The organism is Agrobacterium sp. LAD9 (genome assembly GCF_003031125.1).
Lineage (GTDB): Bacteria > Pseudomonadota > Alphaproteobacteria > Rhizobiales > Rhizobiaceae > Agrobacterium > Agrobacterium radiobacter.
This window is the reverse complement of sequence record NZ_PHGS01000016.1, coordinates 1-15,823: the sequence shown is the minus strand read 5'-3', so window position 1 is coordinate 15,823 and position 15,823 is coordinate 1. Positions and strand designations below refer to the sequence as shown.

Annotated in this window: 16 protein-coding genes; 6 read left to right on the top strand and 10 right to left on the bottom strand. The window is 57.9% G+C overall.

The window, feature by feature from the left end; all coding sequences use genetic code 11:
* Window positions 1-18 precede the first annotated feature (18 nt).
* Complete coding sequence (locus DA915_RS17450; RefSeq protein WP_107676740.1) at window positions 19-786, bottom strand: siderophore-interacting protein; 768 nt, start codon at window positions 784-786, stop codon at window positions 19-21.
* Between the two features lie 23 nt (window positions 787-809).
* Window positions 810-2,252, bottom strand: coding sequence for an MFS transporter (locus DA915_RS17445; RefSeq protein ID WP_107676911.1), 1,443 nt, complete (start codon window positions 2,250-2,252; stop codon window positions 810-812).
* A gap of 139 nt (window positions 2,253-2,391) precedes the next feature.
* On the opposite strand from DA915_RS17445, the gene DA915_RS17440 reads away from it, so the two are divergent.
* The 4 genes from DA915_RS17440 to DA915_RS17425 all read left to right on the top strand — a co-directional run bounded on the left by DA915_RS17440 (window position 2,392) and on the right by DA915_RS17425 (window position 6,651).
* Window positions 2,392-3,321 carry a LysR family transcriptional regulator gene (locus DA915_RS17440; protein ID WP_107676739.1) on the top strand — a complete coding sequence of 310 codons (930 nt, stop codon included), beginning with the start codon at window positions 2,392-2,394 and terminating at the stop codon, window positions 3,319-3,321.
* A gap of 105 nt (window positions 3,322-3,426) precedes the next feature.
* Window positions 3,427-3,585, top strand: a complete 159-nt coding sequence (locus DA915_RS29295; RefSeq protein ID WP_244600753.1) for a hypothetical protein — start codon at window positions 3,427-3,429, stop codon at window positions 3,583-3,585.
* A gap of 159 nt (window positions 3,586-3,744) precedes the next feature.
* The gene (locus tag DA915_RS17430; RefSeq protein ID WP_107676738.1) at window positions 3,745-5,679 is read left to right on the top strand and encodes an ABC transporter ATP-binding protein/permease; all 1,935 of its coding nucleotides are present in this window, start codon (window positions 3,745-3,747) and stop codon (window positions 5,677-5,679) included.
* A gap of 159 nt (window positions 5,680-5,838) precedes the next feature.
* Complete coding sequence (locus DA915_RS17425; protein WP_107676737.1) at window positions 5,839-6,651, top strand: nickel-binding protein; 813 nt, start codon at window positions 5,839-5,841, stop codon at window positions 6,649-6,651.
* 97 nt (window positions 6,652-6,748) lie between these two features.
* Here DA915_RS17425 and DA915_RS17420 read toward each other — a convergent pair whose 3' ends face one another.
* The 5 genes from DA915_RS17420 to DA915_RS17400 all read right to left on the bottom strand — a co-directional run bounded on the left by DA915_RS17420 (window position 6,749) and on the right by DA915_RS17400 (window position 11,346).
* The gene (locus DA915_RS17420) at window positions 6,749-7,237 is read right to left on the bottom strand and encodes a cupin (protein ID WP_107676910.1); all 489 of its coding nucleotides are present in this window, start codon (window positions 7,235-7,237) and stop codon (window positions 6,749-6,751) included.
* Between the two features lie 135 nt (window positions 7,238-7,372).
* Window positions 7,373-9,376, bottom strand: coding sequence for a hypothetical protein (locus DA915_RS17415; RefSeq protein WP_107676736.1), 2,004 nt, complete (start codon window positions 9,374-9,376; stop codon window positions 7,373-7,375).
* Window positions 9,377-9,524: 148 nt separating this feature from the next.
* A complete protein-coding gene (locus DA915_RS17410; protein WP_107676735.1) occupies window positions 9,525-10,418 on the bottom strand; it encodes a DMT family transporter in 894 nt (297 codons plus the stop codon).
* Window positions 10,419-10,676: 258 nt separating this feature from the next.
* On the bottom strand, window positions 10,677-11,081 hold the full coding sequence (locus DA915_RS17405; RefSeq protein ID WP_003505769.1) for a hypothetical protein: 405 nt from the start codon (window positions 11,079-11,081) through the stop codon (window positions 10,677-10,679).
* A gap of 46 nt (window positions 11,082-11,127) precedes the next feature.
* On the bottom strand, window positions 11,128-11,346 hold the full coding sequence (locus DA915_RS17400; protein ID WP_003505772.1) for a hypothetical protein: 219 nt from the start codon (window positions 11,344-11,346) through the stop codon (window positions 11,128-11,130).
* Between the two features lie 285 nt (window positions 11,347-11,631).
* On the opposite strand from DA915_RS17400, the gene DA915_RS17395 reads away from it, so the two are divergent.
* Entirely contained in the window at window positions 11,632-11,973 is a 342-nt protein-coding gene (locus tag DA915_RS17395; protein WP_020009926.1) for a helix-turn-helix transcriptional regulator, read from the top strand.
* Complete coding sequence (locus tag DA915_RS17390) at window positions 11,970-12,890, top strand: SRPBCC family protein (RefSeq protein ID WP_107676734.1); 921 nt, start codon at window positions 11,970-11,972, stop codon at window positions 12,888-12,890. The genes DA915_RS17395 and DA915_RS17390 overlap by 4 nt, the downstream gene beginning before the upstream one ends.
* Window positions 12,891-12,954: 64 nt before the next feature.
* On the opposite strand, the gene DA915_RS28720 is transcribed toward DA915_RS17390, so the two are convergent.
* The 3 genes from DA915_RS28720 to DA915_RS17380 all read right to left on the bottom strand — a co-directional run bounded on the left by DA915_RS28720 (window position 12,955) and on the right by DA915_RS17380 (window position 15,719).
* Window positions 12,955-13,278 carry a hypothetical protein gene (locus DA915_RS28720; RefSeq protein ID WP_128287074.1) on the bottom strand — a complete coding sequence of 108 codons (324 nt, stop codon included), beginning with the start codon at window positions 13,276-13,278 and terminating at the stop codon, window positions 12,955-12,957.
* A gap of 128 nt (window positions 13,279-13,406) precedes the next feature.
* On the bottom strand, window positions 13,407-13,739 hold the full coding sequence (locus tag DA915_RS17385; protein WP_128287075.1) for a hypothetical protein: 333 nt from the start codon (window positions 13,737-13,739) through the stop codon (window positions 13,407-13,409).
* A gap of 129 nt (window positions 13,740-13,868) precedes the next feature.
* Window positions 13,869-15,719, bottom strand: coding sequence for an AAA family ATPase (locus tag DA915_RS17380; protein ID WP_107676732.1), 1,851 nt, complete (start codon window positions 15,717-15,719; stop codon window positions 13,869-13,871).
* Window positions 15,720-15,823: the final 104 nt, after the last annotated feature.

Genomic DNA, 15,823 nt, shown 5'->3' with positions numbered 1-15,823 from the left:
TCGTGGTTCATTGGCAGGTCACCGCTCATCGCCTTCGGCATCACGGAAATCCGTCTCGCCGCTCTTCCAGTATCCTGAGGCGGTGATACGGCTGCGATCGAACTGCCGATCATTCTGGAAATGGCGTCGCACCATTCTCACGACCGTAGACTCGGCTGCGAACCAGACCTCGCTCTGTCCCTGCGGCAGGCTGGCAGCCGTCATCGCCTCCTGAAGGGCCGTGCCGGTTCCGGCAGGCGATCCATTGCGGGGTAACCACGTAATATCGGCATCCGCCATCGTGACGATCGTTTGAATGTCGCGTCTGTCCGGGATTTCAATAAAGGCCGTCACCTTGATCCCGGCGGGCAGGTCTTCAAGGATCGCGCCGATCGCGGGCAGCGCCGTTTCGTCGCCGCCGATCAGAAGATGGGCCACATCAGGGGCAAGGCTGAAGCCGCCGCGCGGCCCGGCGAGCTGGATGACATCTCCGATCCGGGCCCGCTCCGCCCAGGAAGAACACGGACCATCACCATGCAGAACGAAGTCGATATCCATCTCGGCATCGCCTTTGTAATAATAGCGGATCGTATAGGCCCTGCCGCTTGGCTTTTCGCTTTCAGGTGTTGGGACAAACAGTTTGACCCATTGCGCCGGCCGGCGGACCGGGAAACCTTCAAGCGCGTTTGATCCCACGGTTATCCGCTTCATATGCGGGGTAACGAGATGCACCTCGCGCACCGCCGCAACAAGCAATCTGCGTTCGGGCGGGATTGGATGCCCGGGGTTGTTATTGTCGTGTTTCATTTTGTTTTCTTTCGCGGGGTCGTTCAGGCCGCGCTGCGGCGGCGAAGAGTGGTCAGAGCCAGAATGAAAGCTGCCGCGGCCATCAGCGCGGCGATCTGGAATGCGAGGCGCATGCCTGATGTGATCGCCTCCGGGCTGGCCGTGGCGGCGTCGCCAACCGCGTGGGAAAAGATTGCCCCCATCAGAGAAGCGCCGGTGATCAGGCCGAGATTTCGGGCAAGCGCCAGCAGACCGGAGACGAGCCCGCGTTGCTCGGGCCGTGCATTGGCCATCACCGCCGCGTTGTTTGGCGTCTGGAAGAAGGCAAGGCCAATGCTGATCATCAGGATCGCGGCGATATAGGTCGATACGCCGCCTGTTGCAGTCACCCATGACATCACGAAGCTGCCAATGGTGAAGAGAGCAAGCCCGATCACCATCGTAATCTTCGCGCCGATCCGGTCAGCGATGAAACCTGCAGGAACGCCCATCAGAGCCGCAGCAAGCGGACCGACGGTCATGACCAGGCCGACAGATCGTGTATTCAACCCAAGCGCCTTCGACAGGAAAAACGGTCCGAGCACCAGCGTCGCCATCATCACCGCATAAACCAGAACACTCATGGCCATGCTGGTGGAAAGAAGAAGGTTGCGAAACATGGAGAGCCGCAAAAGCGGTGCTTTCGCCTTCACCTGAACGCCGAGGAACAACGAAAGACCAATGAGGGCGCCGAAGGCCAGCTGGATAACCAGCGTATCGCCAAATCCCCGCGTGCCGGAAAAGGTCATCGCCAGCGAATAAGCGCCGAGCGTCGCCGCCAGCAGCACCGTACCCAGCCAGTCGAAGCGCGCAGCGGGAGCGGGATGTTTCGGCGTATCAACCGACACCGGCAGGTAGCGGCTCACCAGCAGGTAGGCGAGGATGCCGAAAGGAAGGTTCAGCCAGAACATCGCCTGCCAGCCGAAGGCGGCAAGCGCCAGCGAGCCAAGCGACGGCCCCAGCGCTATGCCGAAGGAGACCATGGTCGAGAGCACACCCATGGCAAAGCCCGCGCGTTCCCTCGGAAAGACCTCGCCGATAAAGGCAAAGGACAGAGCCATGATGATCGCGCCGCCAAGCCCCTGCGCCGCGCGTCCGGCGATCAGCAAAGGAAGTGTCGTTGACACGGCGCATATGATCGATGCGAGCAGGAAGATGGCCAATCCCCAGAGATAGAGCCGCTTTTTGCCGAGCTGATCTCCGAAGCGGCCGACGCCGACGATGAGCGAGGTGACGACAAGCAGATAGCCGACGACCACCCATTGGACGGCGCCGAAGCTTGTCGAAAAGCTCGTGACCAGTGTCGGCAAGGCGACGTTGACGATGTTGGTGCCGAGCTGTGAAAGAAGGATGGCCAATGAAAGGCCGGCAAGGACAAGGCCGGATCTGACCGGCCGGTGATGAGCCGCATGGCCGGAAGCGGTTAGGGTGACGGTGTGTGACGACATGTTCATTCCAATCGAAAAATGCTCCTTGGAGCCGTTGATTTTCGATCGTTGATAGCCTCCGACATTTGTTGCATACAGTGCAATATAGCTAAGTTATAAGTGCATCAGGTGCACTCCATGGTGGACGGCGGATACGGATATGAACGAGAAGATCAGAACCCCGATCGACATGAATCTGCTTGTCACCCTCGACACGCTTCTGTCAGAGGGGAGTGTCGCAGGCGCCGCCCAGCGGCTGAACCTCTCCGCTCCGGCGATGAGCCGACAGCTGAGCCGCATCCGCCATCTGCTCGGCGATCCGGTTCTGGTGCGGGCTGGACGCGGCCTTGTGCCGACGCCAAGGGCCGAAGCCCTGAGGGAACGTCTGCGTCGGGTCGTGATGGACGCGGAAGAGATCGTGCGCGGCCAAGGCGAGATCGATCCCGCTCAGATTGACCGGACCTTCGTCATTCGCGCCAATGACGGCTTTGTCGCAGCTTACGGTGCGGCAATTGCCAATGCCGTTTCTGCCGATGCGCCTAAAGCCCGGATGCGTTTCGCCCCGCAGGGCGAGGAGGATGTGGAATCCCTGCGCGAGGCGAGGGTCGATCTCGACATTGGCGTGATCGGCGCGATGGGGCCGGAGGTTCGGCTGCAGGCGCTATTTCACGATCGCTATGTTGCGGTTGTTCGAAAAGACCACCCCATCATTGCAAGCGCTGTGACGCTGACCGGTTTTACGACCTATCCGCATATTTCCATATCGCGACGGGGTCGCTTCGAGGGTCCGATCGATCAGGCGCTCGCCGCTCTCGGGCATGCCCGCACCGTTAGCCTGGCCGTGGCAAGCTTTGCCGATGCGTTGGAAATCGTTCGAACGAGTGACCACATCACCGCCATGCCGGATCGCCTGACAAAGGTCGCAAGGCGCGATCTGGCGTCCTTTACCTTGCCGGTGGAGACAGACGCGCTCGCCATCTCCCAGGCATGGCACCCGCGTTTCGACGCCGACCCCACCCACAGATGGCTTCGCTCGCTTGTTCGCGCGATTTGTACGAGGTCGGCAGCGCGACCTGTTCTGCCTTTGTGAGAACCTGTTGCCTGTGCAAGACCCTGAAGGACTGCTGCGTGGAGATCGGAGAGTTCCTGAATTTAGGGGTATCGTCCCGAAGCCTGCCGCATAGATGTTTGGCGAATGGAAACCGCAACACTAGGACGTGTCTTTGAGGTCAACTTAACCGGTCCATGGCTTTCGATGAAACATGAAATCCGCGTGATGAATACAACGGGCGGCGGTGCTGTGGTCAACATCACGCCGCAGTCACCGGGCATGATCCCGATGAAAGCCCGCTAGGCGTGATGGAATGGATCATTGCCGGCGCTCTGCTCGGACCGGGATTTGGGTATCTACTGAAGTGGAGAAAAACCAGAGGCCGCTAGCACGGCCGCCTTGGGCCAAAGGCAAATCATTCTGGACCGGCAACCTTTCAAACCGCCATCCGTTTAAGCATCCATGACCGATGCTGACGCAAAACCGAAACCAGTCGATGGCACCGGCCAGAATGGTGCAGAGAATGTTCATGCTAACGATGATCCCCTCCCGCCGGAGGAAATGGAACCTGCTTCGGGTTTGACACCGGAAGAGGCCGAAGAGGCCCGCAAGAAATATCTTCTGAAACGCTTCTGGATCAGCGCGCGAGGGTTCTGGAGCCGCCGTGGCGATGCGTTGGCATGGCCGTTCTCCATCGGGCTCCTGGTGATGATCGGCATAAATGTCGGTTTCCAATATGGTATCAACGTCTGGAATCGCGGGATTTTCGACGCGATTGAAAAGCGGGATGCATCCACTGTTTATTTTCTCGCTTCGATATTCCCGCCGCTGGTTCTCGGAAGCGTTATGATCGTGACGTCACAGGTCTATGTCAGAATGCGCATCCAGCGGCGTTGGCGCTCCTGGCTGACCAAGGTGCTGGTCTCCCGATGGATTGCACATGGTCGCTATTACCAGCTCAACCTGATCGATGGTGACCATCAGAATCCGGAGGCGAGGCTGTCGGAGGATATGCGGATCGCCACCGAAGCACCCGTGGATTTCGTGGCGGGCGTCATTGCCGCCTTCGTGTCGGCTTCCACCTTTATCGTCGTCCTGTGGACGATCGGCGGCGCGCTGACGCTGCCGATCGGCGGGGCATGGATCACGATACCCGGCTTTCTCGTGGTTGCGGCGGTGATCTATGCGCTCATCACGTCAAGTTCCATCGCGTTGATCGGCCGGAACTTCGTCAGGGTCTCCGAGGTCAAGAACCAGCTCGAGGCGGAATTCCGCTACACGCTGACCCGCGTCCGAGAAAACGGGGAAAGCATCGCCCTGCTTGGCGGCGAAGAGGAGGAGCGAAGCGACCTCGACAAAAGATTCCGCAATGTCCGGCAGCAGTGGAAGCAGATGGCGCAGCAATATATGCGCACCACTGTCGTGTCGCATGGATCGATGTTGATTGCGCCCGTTGTTCCGCTTCTTCTCTGCGCGCCCAAATTTCTCGACGGCAGCATGTCCCTCGGCCAGGTCATGCAGGCGGCATCCGCTTTCACCATCGTTCAATCCGCCTTCGGCTGGCTGGTCGACAACTATCCCCGGCTGGCGGACTGGAACGCCTGCGCACGCCGTGTTGCCTCCCTGATGATGTCGCTTGACGGTCTCGAGCGGGCCGAACAGAGCGATAAGCTTGGCCGGATCGTCCGTGGTGAAACGGAAGGCGAAACGATGCTCAGCCTCAAGGATGTTTCTGTGTCGCTCGGCGACGGTACGTCCGTCGTCAAAGAGACCGATGTAGAGATCGGGCGGGGAGAAAGAGTGCTCGTCGCAGGGGAGTCCGGATCCGGCAAAAGCACGCTTGTTCGGGCAATCGCGGGCCTGTGGCCATGGGGCGGCGGCAGTGTCAGTTTTCGCGCCAGCAGCCGGCTTTTCATGTTGCCGCAGCGGCCATATATTCCCTCCGGCACCCTGCGCCGGGCGGTCTGTTATCCGCAGGCGGCCGAGAGCTGGACCTTTGAAGAGATAGGGGAGGCTCTCGACAAGGTTGGTCTCGGCCATCTCAAGGACAAGGTGGAAGAGGAAGCGCCGTGGGACCAGACGCTGTCGGGCGGTGAAAAACAGCGGCTGACCTTTGCCCGCCTGTTGCTGAACGACCCTGACATCATCGTCATGGACGAGGCGACTGCGGCTCTCGACGAAAAAAGCCAGGACAGGATGATGCAGACGGTGATTGATGAATTGCCAGACGCCACGATCATCAGCGTGGCGCATCGTGCCGAGCTCGAGGCCTTCCATAGCCGAAAGATAACGTTGGAACGCCGGGAAGGCGGCGCAAAGCTGGTCAGCGACATCCACCTCATTCCCCGCAAGGCCCGATCCGGCTCCCTGCTTCGGCGTATGGTCAAGCGCAGGTAAGAGGTCGTCAGTGGCCCCGAAATTCTAACGCGAACGAATATCGCCCTTTCCGGTGTTCCCGTCTTTTCCGGTGTCACCCGTAAGAACGATAGACGACCATTCGGTGACGTCATAAAATGGCTGGCAGAGGAGGCAACGAAATACTCTTGGGAGGAACCAATGCCTATCTTCATGGACCGGCACGAGCTTGCCGGCGTTTCCGCTGCGGATATTGCTGCGGCACACCTTAAAGACCTCAACATCCAGGATCAGTATGGCGTCAAGTTTTTGACCTACTGGTTTGATGAAAGACGTGGCACGGCCTTTTGCCTTATGGATGCCCCGGACGCCGCAACCGCGCAGTGCGTGCATCGCGAAGCGCACGGGTTTGTCGCCAGTGAAGTGGTGGAAGTCGCCCTGTCGGCCGTGGAAGCATTTCTCGGGCGCATACAGGATCCGGTGGCTGTTGGGGCTGTCTCGAAAGATATGGACGCCGGCCACCGTGCGATCCTTTTCACTGACATTGTCGGCTCAACCGAGATGACGGCCCGCCTTGGCGATCGTATGTCGGCAGAACTCGTCCGGGCGCATGATGCTCTCGTGCGTGGTTGTCTGGGGCGACGATCGGGACGGGAGGTCAAGCATACCGGTGACGGCATAATGGCCGTGTTCTCCTCCGCGCCGTTTGCCGTGGACTGCGCCATTGATATCCAGCGCGAGTTCCATCGTTACAACAGCGCCAAAGGGGAGCCCATTCACATTCGCATCGGGCTGGATTGTGGGGAGCCGGTCGAGGACAGCAATGATTTCTTCGGCACGACCGTGCAACTGGCAGCAAGACTTTGTGCCGCCGCTGGGAGCGATCAGATACTGATCTCGGACAAGACCCTCCAGGAATATGGCGGCGCTGATGTCCTCGTGCACGGCGATCGTTACAGACTGAAGGGCTTTGCCGAGCCGGTCCTCGCTTATAGTTGCGAGTGGCTGCATTAGCTACGGCTCGTGCTGCAGGGGAACGCCGCCCTTGGGCAAAATCCAAGGCTGAAATCGCATGCCTGCCGGGTATAAGGGTAGATCGGCGGGCTGGCCTTCAGCGCCATATTTCCATCAGGCCGCATGAGGCTCCATGCACTGGGTCTGTCTCAGGTTTCGGCAGGGACCTTATCCGCTCAAGCATTTCCGCGCTTGGTGCAGAGGTCTGAATATCGGCCTTTTGACCGGGCGGATAAGCACCTACCACTTGAAAATCCGCAGAAGATCTCAGCTTCATATGGCCGGTTCCGGCGGGCAGTATCAGGCAGTCACCCTGCGCGACATCAAGAATTTGCCCGTCCGGCCCGCCGATCTGCAATGTCGCCTCGCCACGCCCCACGCCCAGAACCTCATGTGCGCCGCTGTGGTAATGGTGGTAGTCGAACACGCCATTGCGCCAGATGCCGCTCCATCCGTTGCGGGAAAATACTGCTTCGAAATCCGTGGAATGAAAGTCTGTGCCGACATTTCGATAAATGACGACGGCAAAGGTCTGATTGTTGGGAACCTGCCCGTCGGGGCCGAAAGTGAGTTGCTCGGTTTTCATGTTGATGCTCCTCATGGCCCTGCCCGCAAGAGGGCGGGCTTCTCAGACGTTCACGTCATAATCTCATGAGAATACCAGTTCCGGCAGTCTCAAGCTCGGAAAACCAAGCTTGAGACTGCCGGAGGAGTGGCCGGTTTATTCGGCCGTCGCCTGAATATCGACCTTGTCGAGAAGACCCATCGGATTGTCAGAGGCGGCAACCAGGTCAAAAATACCGAGGCCATTTGCGCCCGTGGATTTGACCGTTACCGTCAGGGTTCCAGGTTTGCTGATGAACTGGACGAGCGCTTCCACCGCGTTTTGCAGCTTCGGCTGTTCAGCTGCCACCTGCGGCAGCATCATGCCCGCCACCAGTGTCAGAGTGGCGCGCACCTGATCTTCCGTCATATCGTTCTGCAGGGCATAAAGCTTGATCGCCTTGGCCATCAAACCTTCGTCCCTGATCGTGAGCTTCACCTCGCGGCCGGCGAGCCCGAAGAGCGCCGCCTGCGCGCGATTGACGTCAAAAGAGAAGAACTCTTCGGTAAAGCCGCTTACCAGACCGGCAAAATTGACGCTGCCGAAATCCTTGCTGCTGAGCGAGATGTCGCGGATCACCAGGTTGCTGTTCGGTTCGTCCCAGCCGGCCGCAAGGCCATAAGAGAAGGCGAGCGTTTCGAGACCCAGTTTGCGGGCCTCGACGAAAACCTCCTCCTCCGAGTCGGCGGGGATCGGAAGCGTGAGCTCGTCCTGCCTGATCTCGATATCGGTGGGGATGCCGTTGAAGGGCTTGGTCAGCCCCATCTCGAAATTCTTGAGCGTGAACTTGATGCGTTCAGGCGTGCCGGTCGTCTCTTCCTCAGTCTTTTCCGGCGCGGCCATATCGACGTTGATGCCGCCGACGCGCACCCTGCCAAGTTCCGGTATCAGGCGATTAAACTGGAAGGTCTCGATCTGCGTCTCGTCGAGCGCGATGATCTCGGAAATTCCCTTGATCGTCGAACTCCAGTCAAAGCCCTTGAGGCTTGCTTCCGCGACTTCGATCTTGCCGTCGCCGTCTCCGATCGACATGCCATTCAAGCCGAAGTCGAGCTTACGGCTGTCCATCTGCATGTCGATACGGTCGATGGTGGCCTTGACCCTTTTGCCAGCCGCCCCTTCCTTTTCATCCGGCGCGTCGACCTTGAAGCCGATGAGCTGCATGTTGCTTTTGCCGACCATGTCGAGAATGGACACGACCTTTGCGAAAAGCGCCTGGCGCGCTTCCGGTGAAAGCTCGTCAGGATTTTGGGTGGTCGTCAGCGCTTTCAGGGTCTCCAGCAGCGGCTCAGACGGCATGCGGGCGGTAAAGCCGTCGCTGCGGATTTCATCGTAGCTGAAATGAGCGTCTCCGTCAGAAAAGGAGACAGCCTTGACGGAGAGCGGCCCGTAGAGCGGTTTCGCTTCCTTGTCTTCGGGACCGGCCTTTTCCGTATAGAGCCGGGCGAGATAAGCGACATCGATGCCTTGGCCGGCGATTGCGCCGGTCGAGACGACCATATGCTTGTCCTTCATCGCGCCATCGCTGTCGGGAAGCTGCATCTTGATGTCGTAGCCGCCATTGTCGATCGAATAGCGGGCGATGCGACCGCCGGCGATCTCGGAGAGAGCGACGTTCTTGTAAACGGTCTTCTGCTCGGTGGTCGCGACGGACTGGGTAAACGTAACCTCAGGCGTGGAAATGCGCGCGGCTGCGAAGCGCTCGATGCGCCGGGGCAGGGAGTTGCCGTTTTCTTCCGCCTGTCCCGGCTTTTCGAAAGCGGCATTCTCGACGCGGGCCTGCGCCATCGAAATCTTTCCGGTGGGCACATCGATATCGATGGTCGTCATGTCAAGCGCGCCGTCCAGAAACGGAAGTTTCGGACGTCCGTCGATAGCCGCGATCTTGATATTCTTGCCGTCTTCAAGCGGCAGCGTCAGATCGCGAACATGAATTTTCCCGAGAAAGTCGACCTCGATGGAAGTGGCGGTCGCGCCGCTGCGGGCAACGAGTTCCTTCACCTTTGCTTCGTAGAAGGTCTTGCCGCCGATGACGCCTGCGGCAGCAACGGCAATAATTGCAACCGCCGCCCAAAGCGCCCGGCGCCGACCCTTGCCGGTCTGGATGTTTTCCTGTTCCACGAAGTTGGTCCTCTCTAACGAACTGATATTAGCCGCCTTTTAAGCACGCAAAAGTTGCTTAGCAAGGGGGCAGTGCTGTCTGAATCCTGGCGTGAAAAGTCTCGACGCGGATGAGGCGTTTCCGCACCCGTTCTCCATCGGGTTGAAGCTATCTCCAGAACATGAGCGCCATGCCGGCCACGACAAGTGCGGCGCCGGCCCATGCGCCGGGTGCCGGCACTTCCCGCGTTCTCAGCCACAGCAATGGCAGGATAATCACCGGCGTCGTTGCCGACAGTGTCGAGACGATGCCGACCTTGCCGCCGGAAAGGGCAAAAAGAAGCAGCGTCATGCCGAAAGCCAGGGCGATGATGCCCGTGAACGCCGTCTGGAGGAACAGGCTTCGGGTCATCGGGCCTCTGGGCCGAACCGCGTCGATAGGCAGCATGGTAAGCGCAGTCAGGCAAAGGGCGGCCACCCCGACACGCAGCATCGAAGCGGCAAGAGGATCGATCCCGGTCGCCATCACGGGCCTTGCAATGAGCGAGCCGACCGCCTGGCTGAGCGCCGCCAGAAGGCCGAAGAGCACGCCGAGCCAGAGAGGCCCCTTCACGCTCTCCCATTCATGCAGCTGCGCCTTGCGCTTGCCGAAGAGGATTGCCAGTAGCACGCCGCTGAGCGTCAGGCCTATGCCGGCAATGGCGCTTGCGGGAAGCTGCTCGCCAAGCACCGCCCATGCCAGCAGTGCGGCGATCGGGGCATTCAGCGCAAACAGGATTCCCGAACGGCGCGGCCCCAGCCGGTTGAGGCAGGTAAAGAGAAGCGTGTCGCCAACAAAAATGCCGATGAAGCCGGAAAGGAGAAGCGACGACAATGCCTCGGGCTGAAGCTCCCGCCAGGAGCCTGACGCGAGCACATAGACCCCCAGCAAAGCGGCGACAAAAAGCTGCCGCGTCCTGTTGAAGGCCAGCGCTCCAAGCCGCCCCGCCGGGCCCGCGGCAAGAAGCCCGGTTATCGCCCAGCACGTCGCGGCGCCCACGGCAGCCAGTTCATGGATCGGCATGTTTTCCCCGTCGATTCGCAGCCTGCTTCCGGCCGCGGATAGTATCCCTGTCTGCACCCATCGCAGATTCCGGGTTTGCCCGCCATACCCTAAGCATCGCCATCAACGGCATACACCAGCCACATAGCCCGCCGCCCGCGCCGGGGCCAGCCGCCGCGTCCGTTCGCAACAAATGCGCCGCACCCGCACAGCTCCCCAGTCTCGATGTCAGCGTGCGCCGGCGTCGAGACTGCGAAGGGGCGGTTTATTCACCGTGCGTCACGCGCCATTGATGATATTGCAGATGCCCTCGCGAATGACGTTCTTGTCCGCGATCTGTCCTGCCTGAATGTTGAAGACAGCATCAATTCGCACCGCGGCGCCTTTCTGCCGGGCCACGACCCGCAGCGTCTGAATTCTGCCGCTGCCGCTGGTCTCCTGGTGCGCATCGATGGAAGACAGCGCCTTGTTGATCTGGATGCCGGAGAAACCTTCCGCCGCCACGGCCTGCGCGAGCTTTTGCAGCACGGCGGGCGCTTTCGCCTTCGGCAGTTCCTGCCAGGACTTGTAAGAGACAGCCGTCACCATCGGTACGCCTGAGACAGTGAAGTTCTTCTCGCAGGATGCCGCGAGGGCGGGGCTTGAGAAGGCGATCAGGCCAAGAGCTGCTATGACATATTTCATTTCGAATAATCCAATCGTTGGTAAAGGCTGAAAGCTGCCGGCCGCATCAGAATGTCGACCGTTTTCCTCTATAGGTGGACGGAGGCGGAAGAGCCTCATGGGCTTGCGCCAGCGTTTCCAGCCATGTCGCCAGGCCAGCGGGAACCTCCTCGTTGCCTGCTTCCAGCGCCTCGATCCATGAAAGTTCGCATTGCAGCGCGGACGCAATATTGATCGGCGTCCAGCGGATCACCCGCAGGCATTGATTGAAGCGTTCTGGTGACATGATGATTTGATTTTTTCCCCGTCTTTTCCCGGCGAAGCTCACTCAGGCGGCAGCGAGAGTCAATCTTTTTCTGCAACTTTTGATGGCTCGTTTCCGGCCCGTCAGTTGCATCCGCCGCCCGTTGCCGAACGCCAGGCGCATGAAGAGGAAGGGTTCCGTCACCCAAACGAAACGGTCGGGCGACGCATCGGCATTTCATCCCCGGGACCATCCCTCCCGATAAAACTTAGTTAATCTGCTAAGTTTCCCCTTGCCCCGTCACGACGAAACATGATAGTTAGCAATATGACTAAGCATCATCAGGAACTTTCACTGATCTTCCAGGCTCTGGCCGATCCGACGCGACGGGCAATTCTGGCGCGCCTTGGCGGCGGGCCGGCACCGGTCATGGAGTTGTCCGCTCCCACGGGGCTGCGTCTGCCCACGGTGATGCGGCATCTTTCCGTGCTGGAGGAGGCAGGGCTGATCATCACCTCCAAGGATGGGCGGGTGCGCACCTGCGCCATCGTGCCCGAAGCGCTGGAGCCGGTAAGCACATGGCTCGATGAGCAACGGGCCGTGTGGGAGAGCCGGCTTGACCGGCTGGAGGCATTTGCAATGCAGGCTATGAAGGAGGATTCAGAATGATAACGAAACCGGGTCAACAAAGCGCACACGCTGAACCGCATCCACAAGACCGTTTCGCGACGCTCAGCTTCGAACGGGAGATTGCCGTTCCGTTATCGGCTCTCTGGCAGGTCTGGCTCTCACCCGCCGCCCGGGCGGTGTGGGCCTCTCCCACGCCCTCGGTCACCGTGGAATTCCTGGAAGCGGACAGCAGGCTGGGCGGTCGCGAAGTTTCGCTCTGCAAGGTCGCCGGCCAGCCGGATATTCGCTGTGAATGCGGCTGGCTGGAGCTGCTGCCAACCCTCCGCAGCGTGAATTATGAGGTGGTCTCATCCGGCGGCGTAACGCAGTCGGCAGCGCTGGTAACTGCCGATTTTCAGGCTGCGGAAGAGCGTAGCCGCTTGACCGTAACGGTGCAGCTTTCCTCTCTGGCGGAGGATATGCGCGATGGTTATCAACAAGGTTTCAGCGCGGGTCTCGACAATCTGGCCAGCGTGGCCGGGCGGACCATGGTGCTGGAGCGAACGATAAAGGTGCCGCGAAACATCCTCTGGAAAGCCTGGATGAACGAGAAGACGCTGCCGCAATGGTGGGGTCCCGAAGGCTTTTCCTGCCGCACGAAGAGGATTGATCTGCGCACCGGCGGCGAATGGGTCTTTGACATGATCGGCCCTGACGGCACAGTCTTCCCGAACCATCATCGTTATGTCGAGGTCCGGCCCGAAGAGAGGATCGGCTATACGCTGCTATGGGGCGAAAACGGGCCGAAACATGCCGATGCCTGGGCCTCCTTCGAGGATCAGGATGGCGAGACGAAAGTTGTGCTGGGCATGGTGTTCAGCACGGAAGCCGAGTTCCAGCAAGCGAAGGGTTTCGGTGCCGTGGAGCTGGGTCAGCAAACGCTGGGCAAACTGGAACGCTTCGCCAAGGCGCTATAGATGTGCCGTGCCGTCAGCTCCATGTGCGGACATCTCGATGCTGGCCTCTTGCCCAGACCGGCAATTAATTTTCAAAACCGCTCTGCGCGTGCGAGATCTTCTTGCAGGTCCCGCCATCCTTCTCGCCAACCATGCGCTTATCGCGGATGACCGAACCCTTGGCGATGTCGATCTCCCATGCCACCGAGCCTTCATTCAGGCTCGCTTTACCGCCGGCAAAGGTGCCTTTCTCCATTCTCTGACTTCCAGAAGCCGGGACATAAACTCCAAATGTCCCGGCGGCTTCGTCGAGAGCGAAATTGAATACCTGAGGGGTTCCTTTCGAGCCTGCGAATTCGCAGCTGAGATATGTCGGCGCGGCAAACGCAATAGAGCCCGCAAAAAACATGCTGGCAACGGCAAATCCGGTTCGTATGATGGCCTTCAGCTCCTGAACCTCATTCGTACTTTTTCGTCCGACTCACGCTGTGCTTAGCGTCGTCGGAATTTAAAACCCGCGTGACGAATTATAGAATGCTATTTTCGCCGAACCCGCCCCAAATAGTCCAGTTTTTTCACACGACGGGCGGGCAATCCTTGATATTCGTCGATGGAGGAGCGCCCGTGATGATCTTCTATTGTCACGATACAAGTCGGCTTAAGGTTTTTTGTCAAGAAGCGGACACTAAGCATACGAAACTCGGCAACCTCAACCCCATTCCGTTTGCAGAAGCGGGGCAACTCCTCGCTGTAGAGTTTAAGAGCCTTCATGAGCGAAGGTGAAGCGGCTCCGCCAAATGTACTGCCAGTGAGGAAATCTACGTCGATGTAACCTTCGTCGGTAGAAGCGGCCTCACCGTAGATATCCATGGAGTAGACTCCAACCATTAGTCCTACTCCGGAGCCGACCGAGTCAGCTATGTTGTGCCCTATTGCTGTTAGAAGTCCAAGTTTCGACACGAGAGTTAACCTTAAGTCGCGCGGCGTCATTCCGAGACATTATCCGGCGATGGTATCAATGATTGACCGTATTTCGCGGCTTTTGCTAGAAGTATTATCTGCCAGAAATGAGTGAAGATCATTTTGGCAGAATTCAATCACATGGCTTAGATCTTTTCTTATGCCAAGGTACGTTTCGAGATCGCCTTCGCGCAGTATGAACATACCATTTGCTGCTGATGCGTTTATGTGGCCTTCCCAATCTAAGTGTGACTGTTTGAATGCGGCGATCTCTTGAGCTGTTCGGAGGCGAACTCCGACGTCAGCGCGATAGTGCATATTTACGACGTAGTCGAAGTCTGAGATAGCGTAAACGCGGAGGCCGAAGCTTGAAAACAAACTGTGCCACTTTGAAAGTTCTCTCTTTCCGCCGACATGGAGAACAGCAATTTCTTGTTCGAGCAGACGGTGTCGCTCTTGGAGTAGCGCCCTAAAGAAATAGCGATCGGTATCGCCCTCCACCAGCACCACTTTTTTCGAGAAAAAGGCATAAGTCGATCGGGAGTTGTCGAGGATGCGTATTAGGCTTTTTTCGTCTGCGGAAAGTGTAGGCGAGAAGATTGCGGTGTGACCGCTAGTATTGAGTGCAAACCGCCGTACAGAGCTTATGGTACTCGAATTGATGAGCGATTCCGAATGGGTAACCAGAATATATTGGCACCTCTGCGTCCGGTTCAGTTCTCGAAGTACCTGCAGATACTCGTACTGGAATTGATAATGCAAATGGATTTCAGGTTCATCTATGATGACGACCCCACCCTTCAGCTCCCCCCGCCCATAAGCCTCAAGCACTAAGTGGATAATCGCTTTTTGACCTGCGCTCAGGCTGTTGATGTCGCCGATCGGTTTATTGCGACGGGTGTCGTAGAATTCGAAGCTATACTGCCATGTACGCTGATCCAGAAGCTTTATTTGACAGCGCAGATTTACCACGCGCAGTCGCTCATTAACCGACCTTACAAAAGGAAGATCGTTCGCTTCTCGTTCACACTGTGCAAGGTCTTTTGCTTCTGAAATCAGGTTGAAGTGGCGCTCAGCAACTTGTAGCCGGACGAGAGCGAAAACAGGAGGTTCATTGCTCTCAGTAGCGTTGAGGCTACGGCTAAAGTCTTGATTCCGTATATCCTGAATTTGTTGCGATGCCGACGCGTTGCTAAGTGAAATGGAAGGCTGAAACGCGTGGTAGTTGCGATAGCTACCGATAAGCGTAAAACTTTCATGGAGGGGTGGGATCGGTTCACCACTCGTAAGGGTATTGTGAAGGGAAATGGCCTCTCTAAAGAGGTGATAGTCGGTTAGATATGTGAAGCCAAAGTCGTGCTCTCCGCCCTGTAGCTCAACCCTAAAATTATTTGCGTTACGATTTAATATAACATCAGTAACGTATGTATCTCGCTCCTCGCCATTGGCGTTAACGTTGTAAGTTGAGTACGATCCCAGTGTTTGGTTAAGATCGACAAAGTAAGCTCTGATATTAGCAATGTTCTGGCGGTCGATGTCGTCAAGTCGTAGTGCTATTCGAATGCGCTGCTCTTGATTTTCGCTATCCCAATTTGCGTCTAGCCGGAAACCGCTGATATGGGTGTGATGAGCTGGCAACAGAATTTGTCGCCTTTCATTCGTCGGAAGTGTTGAGCGGCGTCCGAAGAGCTCGCGATTGAAGCTGAACTGACGATATATGACCCTTCGAAACAGGAAGTTGACAACCTCGAGGGCGGTGGACTTTCCGGATCCGTTCTCGCCGATAATAATATTTAGACCATCATCAAATTCTATTTTATCGGCCTGATTTATATCGGCTCGATAGGGAAAACTGAGGACATTTGATATTTGAAGGTATTCAATGCGCATGCCTTAACCCTGCATCCATTATCGAACAGCATACTCATGACAGATCTTTTGCGCAATCTGTGGCTGAAGTGGTTTTGTGGTGTATGCCGTCTACTGACTCCACG

Bases quoted from the DNA above. Each gene is read 5' to 3' on its own strand.
- DA915_RS17450 (WP_107676740.1), bottom strand. From the start codon at position 786: ATGAAACACGACAATAACAACCCCGGGCATCCAATCCCGCCCGAACGC.
- DA915_RS17445 (WP_107676911.1), bottom strand. From the start codon at position 2,252: ATGTCGTCACACACCGTCACCCTAACCGCTTCCGGCCATGCGGCTCAT.
- DA915_RS17440 (WP_107676739.1), top strand. From the start codon at position 2,392: ATGAACGAGAAGATCAGAACCCCGATCGACATGAATCTGCTTGTCACC.
- DA915_RS29295 (WP_244600753.1), top strand. From the start codon at position 3,427: ATGGAAACCGCAACACTAGGACGTGTCTTTGAGGTCAACTTAACCGGT.
- DA915_RS17430 (WP_107676738.1), top strand. From the start codon at position 3,745: ATGACCGATGCTGACGCAAAACCGAAACCAGTCGATGGCACCGGCCAG.
- DA915_RS17425 (WP_107676737.1), top strand. From the start codon at position 5,839: ATGCCTATCTTCATGGACCGGCACGAGCTTGCCGGCGTTTCCGCTGCG.
- DA915_RS17420 (WP_107676910.1), bottom strand. From the start codon at position 7,237: ATGAAAACCGAGCAACTCACTTTCGGCCCCGACGGGCAGGTTCCCAAC.
- DA915_RS17410 (WP_107676735.1), bottom strand. From the start codon at position 10,418: ATGCCGATCCATGAACTGGCTGCCGTGGGCGCCGCGACGTGCTGGGCG.
- DA915_RS17405 (WP_003505769.1), bottom strand. From the start codon at position 11,081: ATGAAATATGTCATAGCAGCTCTTGGCCTGATCGCCTTCTCAAGCCCC.
- DA915_RS17400 (WP_003505772.1), bottom strand. From the start codon at position 11,346: ATGTCACCAGAACGCTTCAATCAATGCCTGCGGGTGATCCGCTGGACG.
- DA915_RS17395 (WP_020009926.1), top strand. From the start codon at position 11,632: ATGACTAAGCATCATCAGGAACTTTCACTGATCTTCCAGGCTCTGGCC.
- DA915_RS17390 (WP_107676734.1), top strand. From the start codon at position 11,970: ATGATAACGAAACCGGGTCAACAAAGCGCACACGCTGAACCGCATCCA.
- DA915_RS28720 (WP_128287074.1), bottom strand. From the start codon at position 13,278: ATGTTTTTTGCGGGCTCTATTGCGTTTGCCGCGCCGACATATCTCAGC.
- DA915_RS17385 (WP_128287075.1), bottom strand. From the start codon at position 13,739: ATGGATATCTACGGTGAGGCCGCTTCTACCGACGAAGGTTACATCGAC.
- DA915_RS17380 (WP_107676732.1), bottom strand. From the start codon at position 15,719: ATGCGCATTGAATACCTTCAAATATCAAATGTCCTCAGTTTTCCCTAT.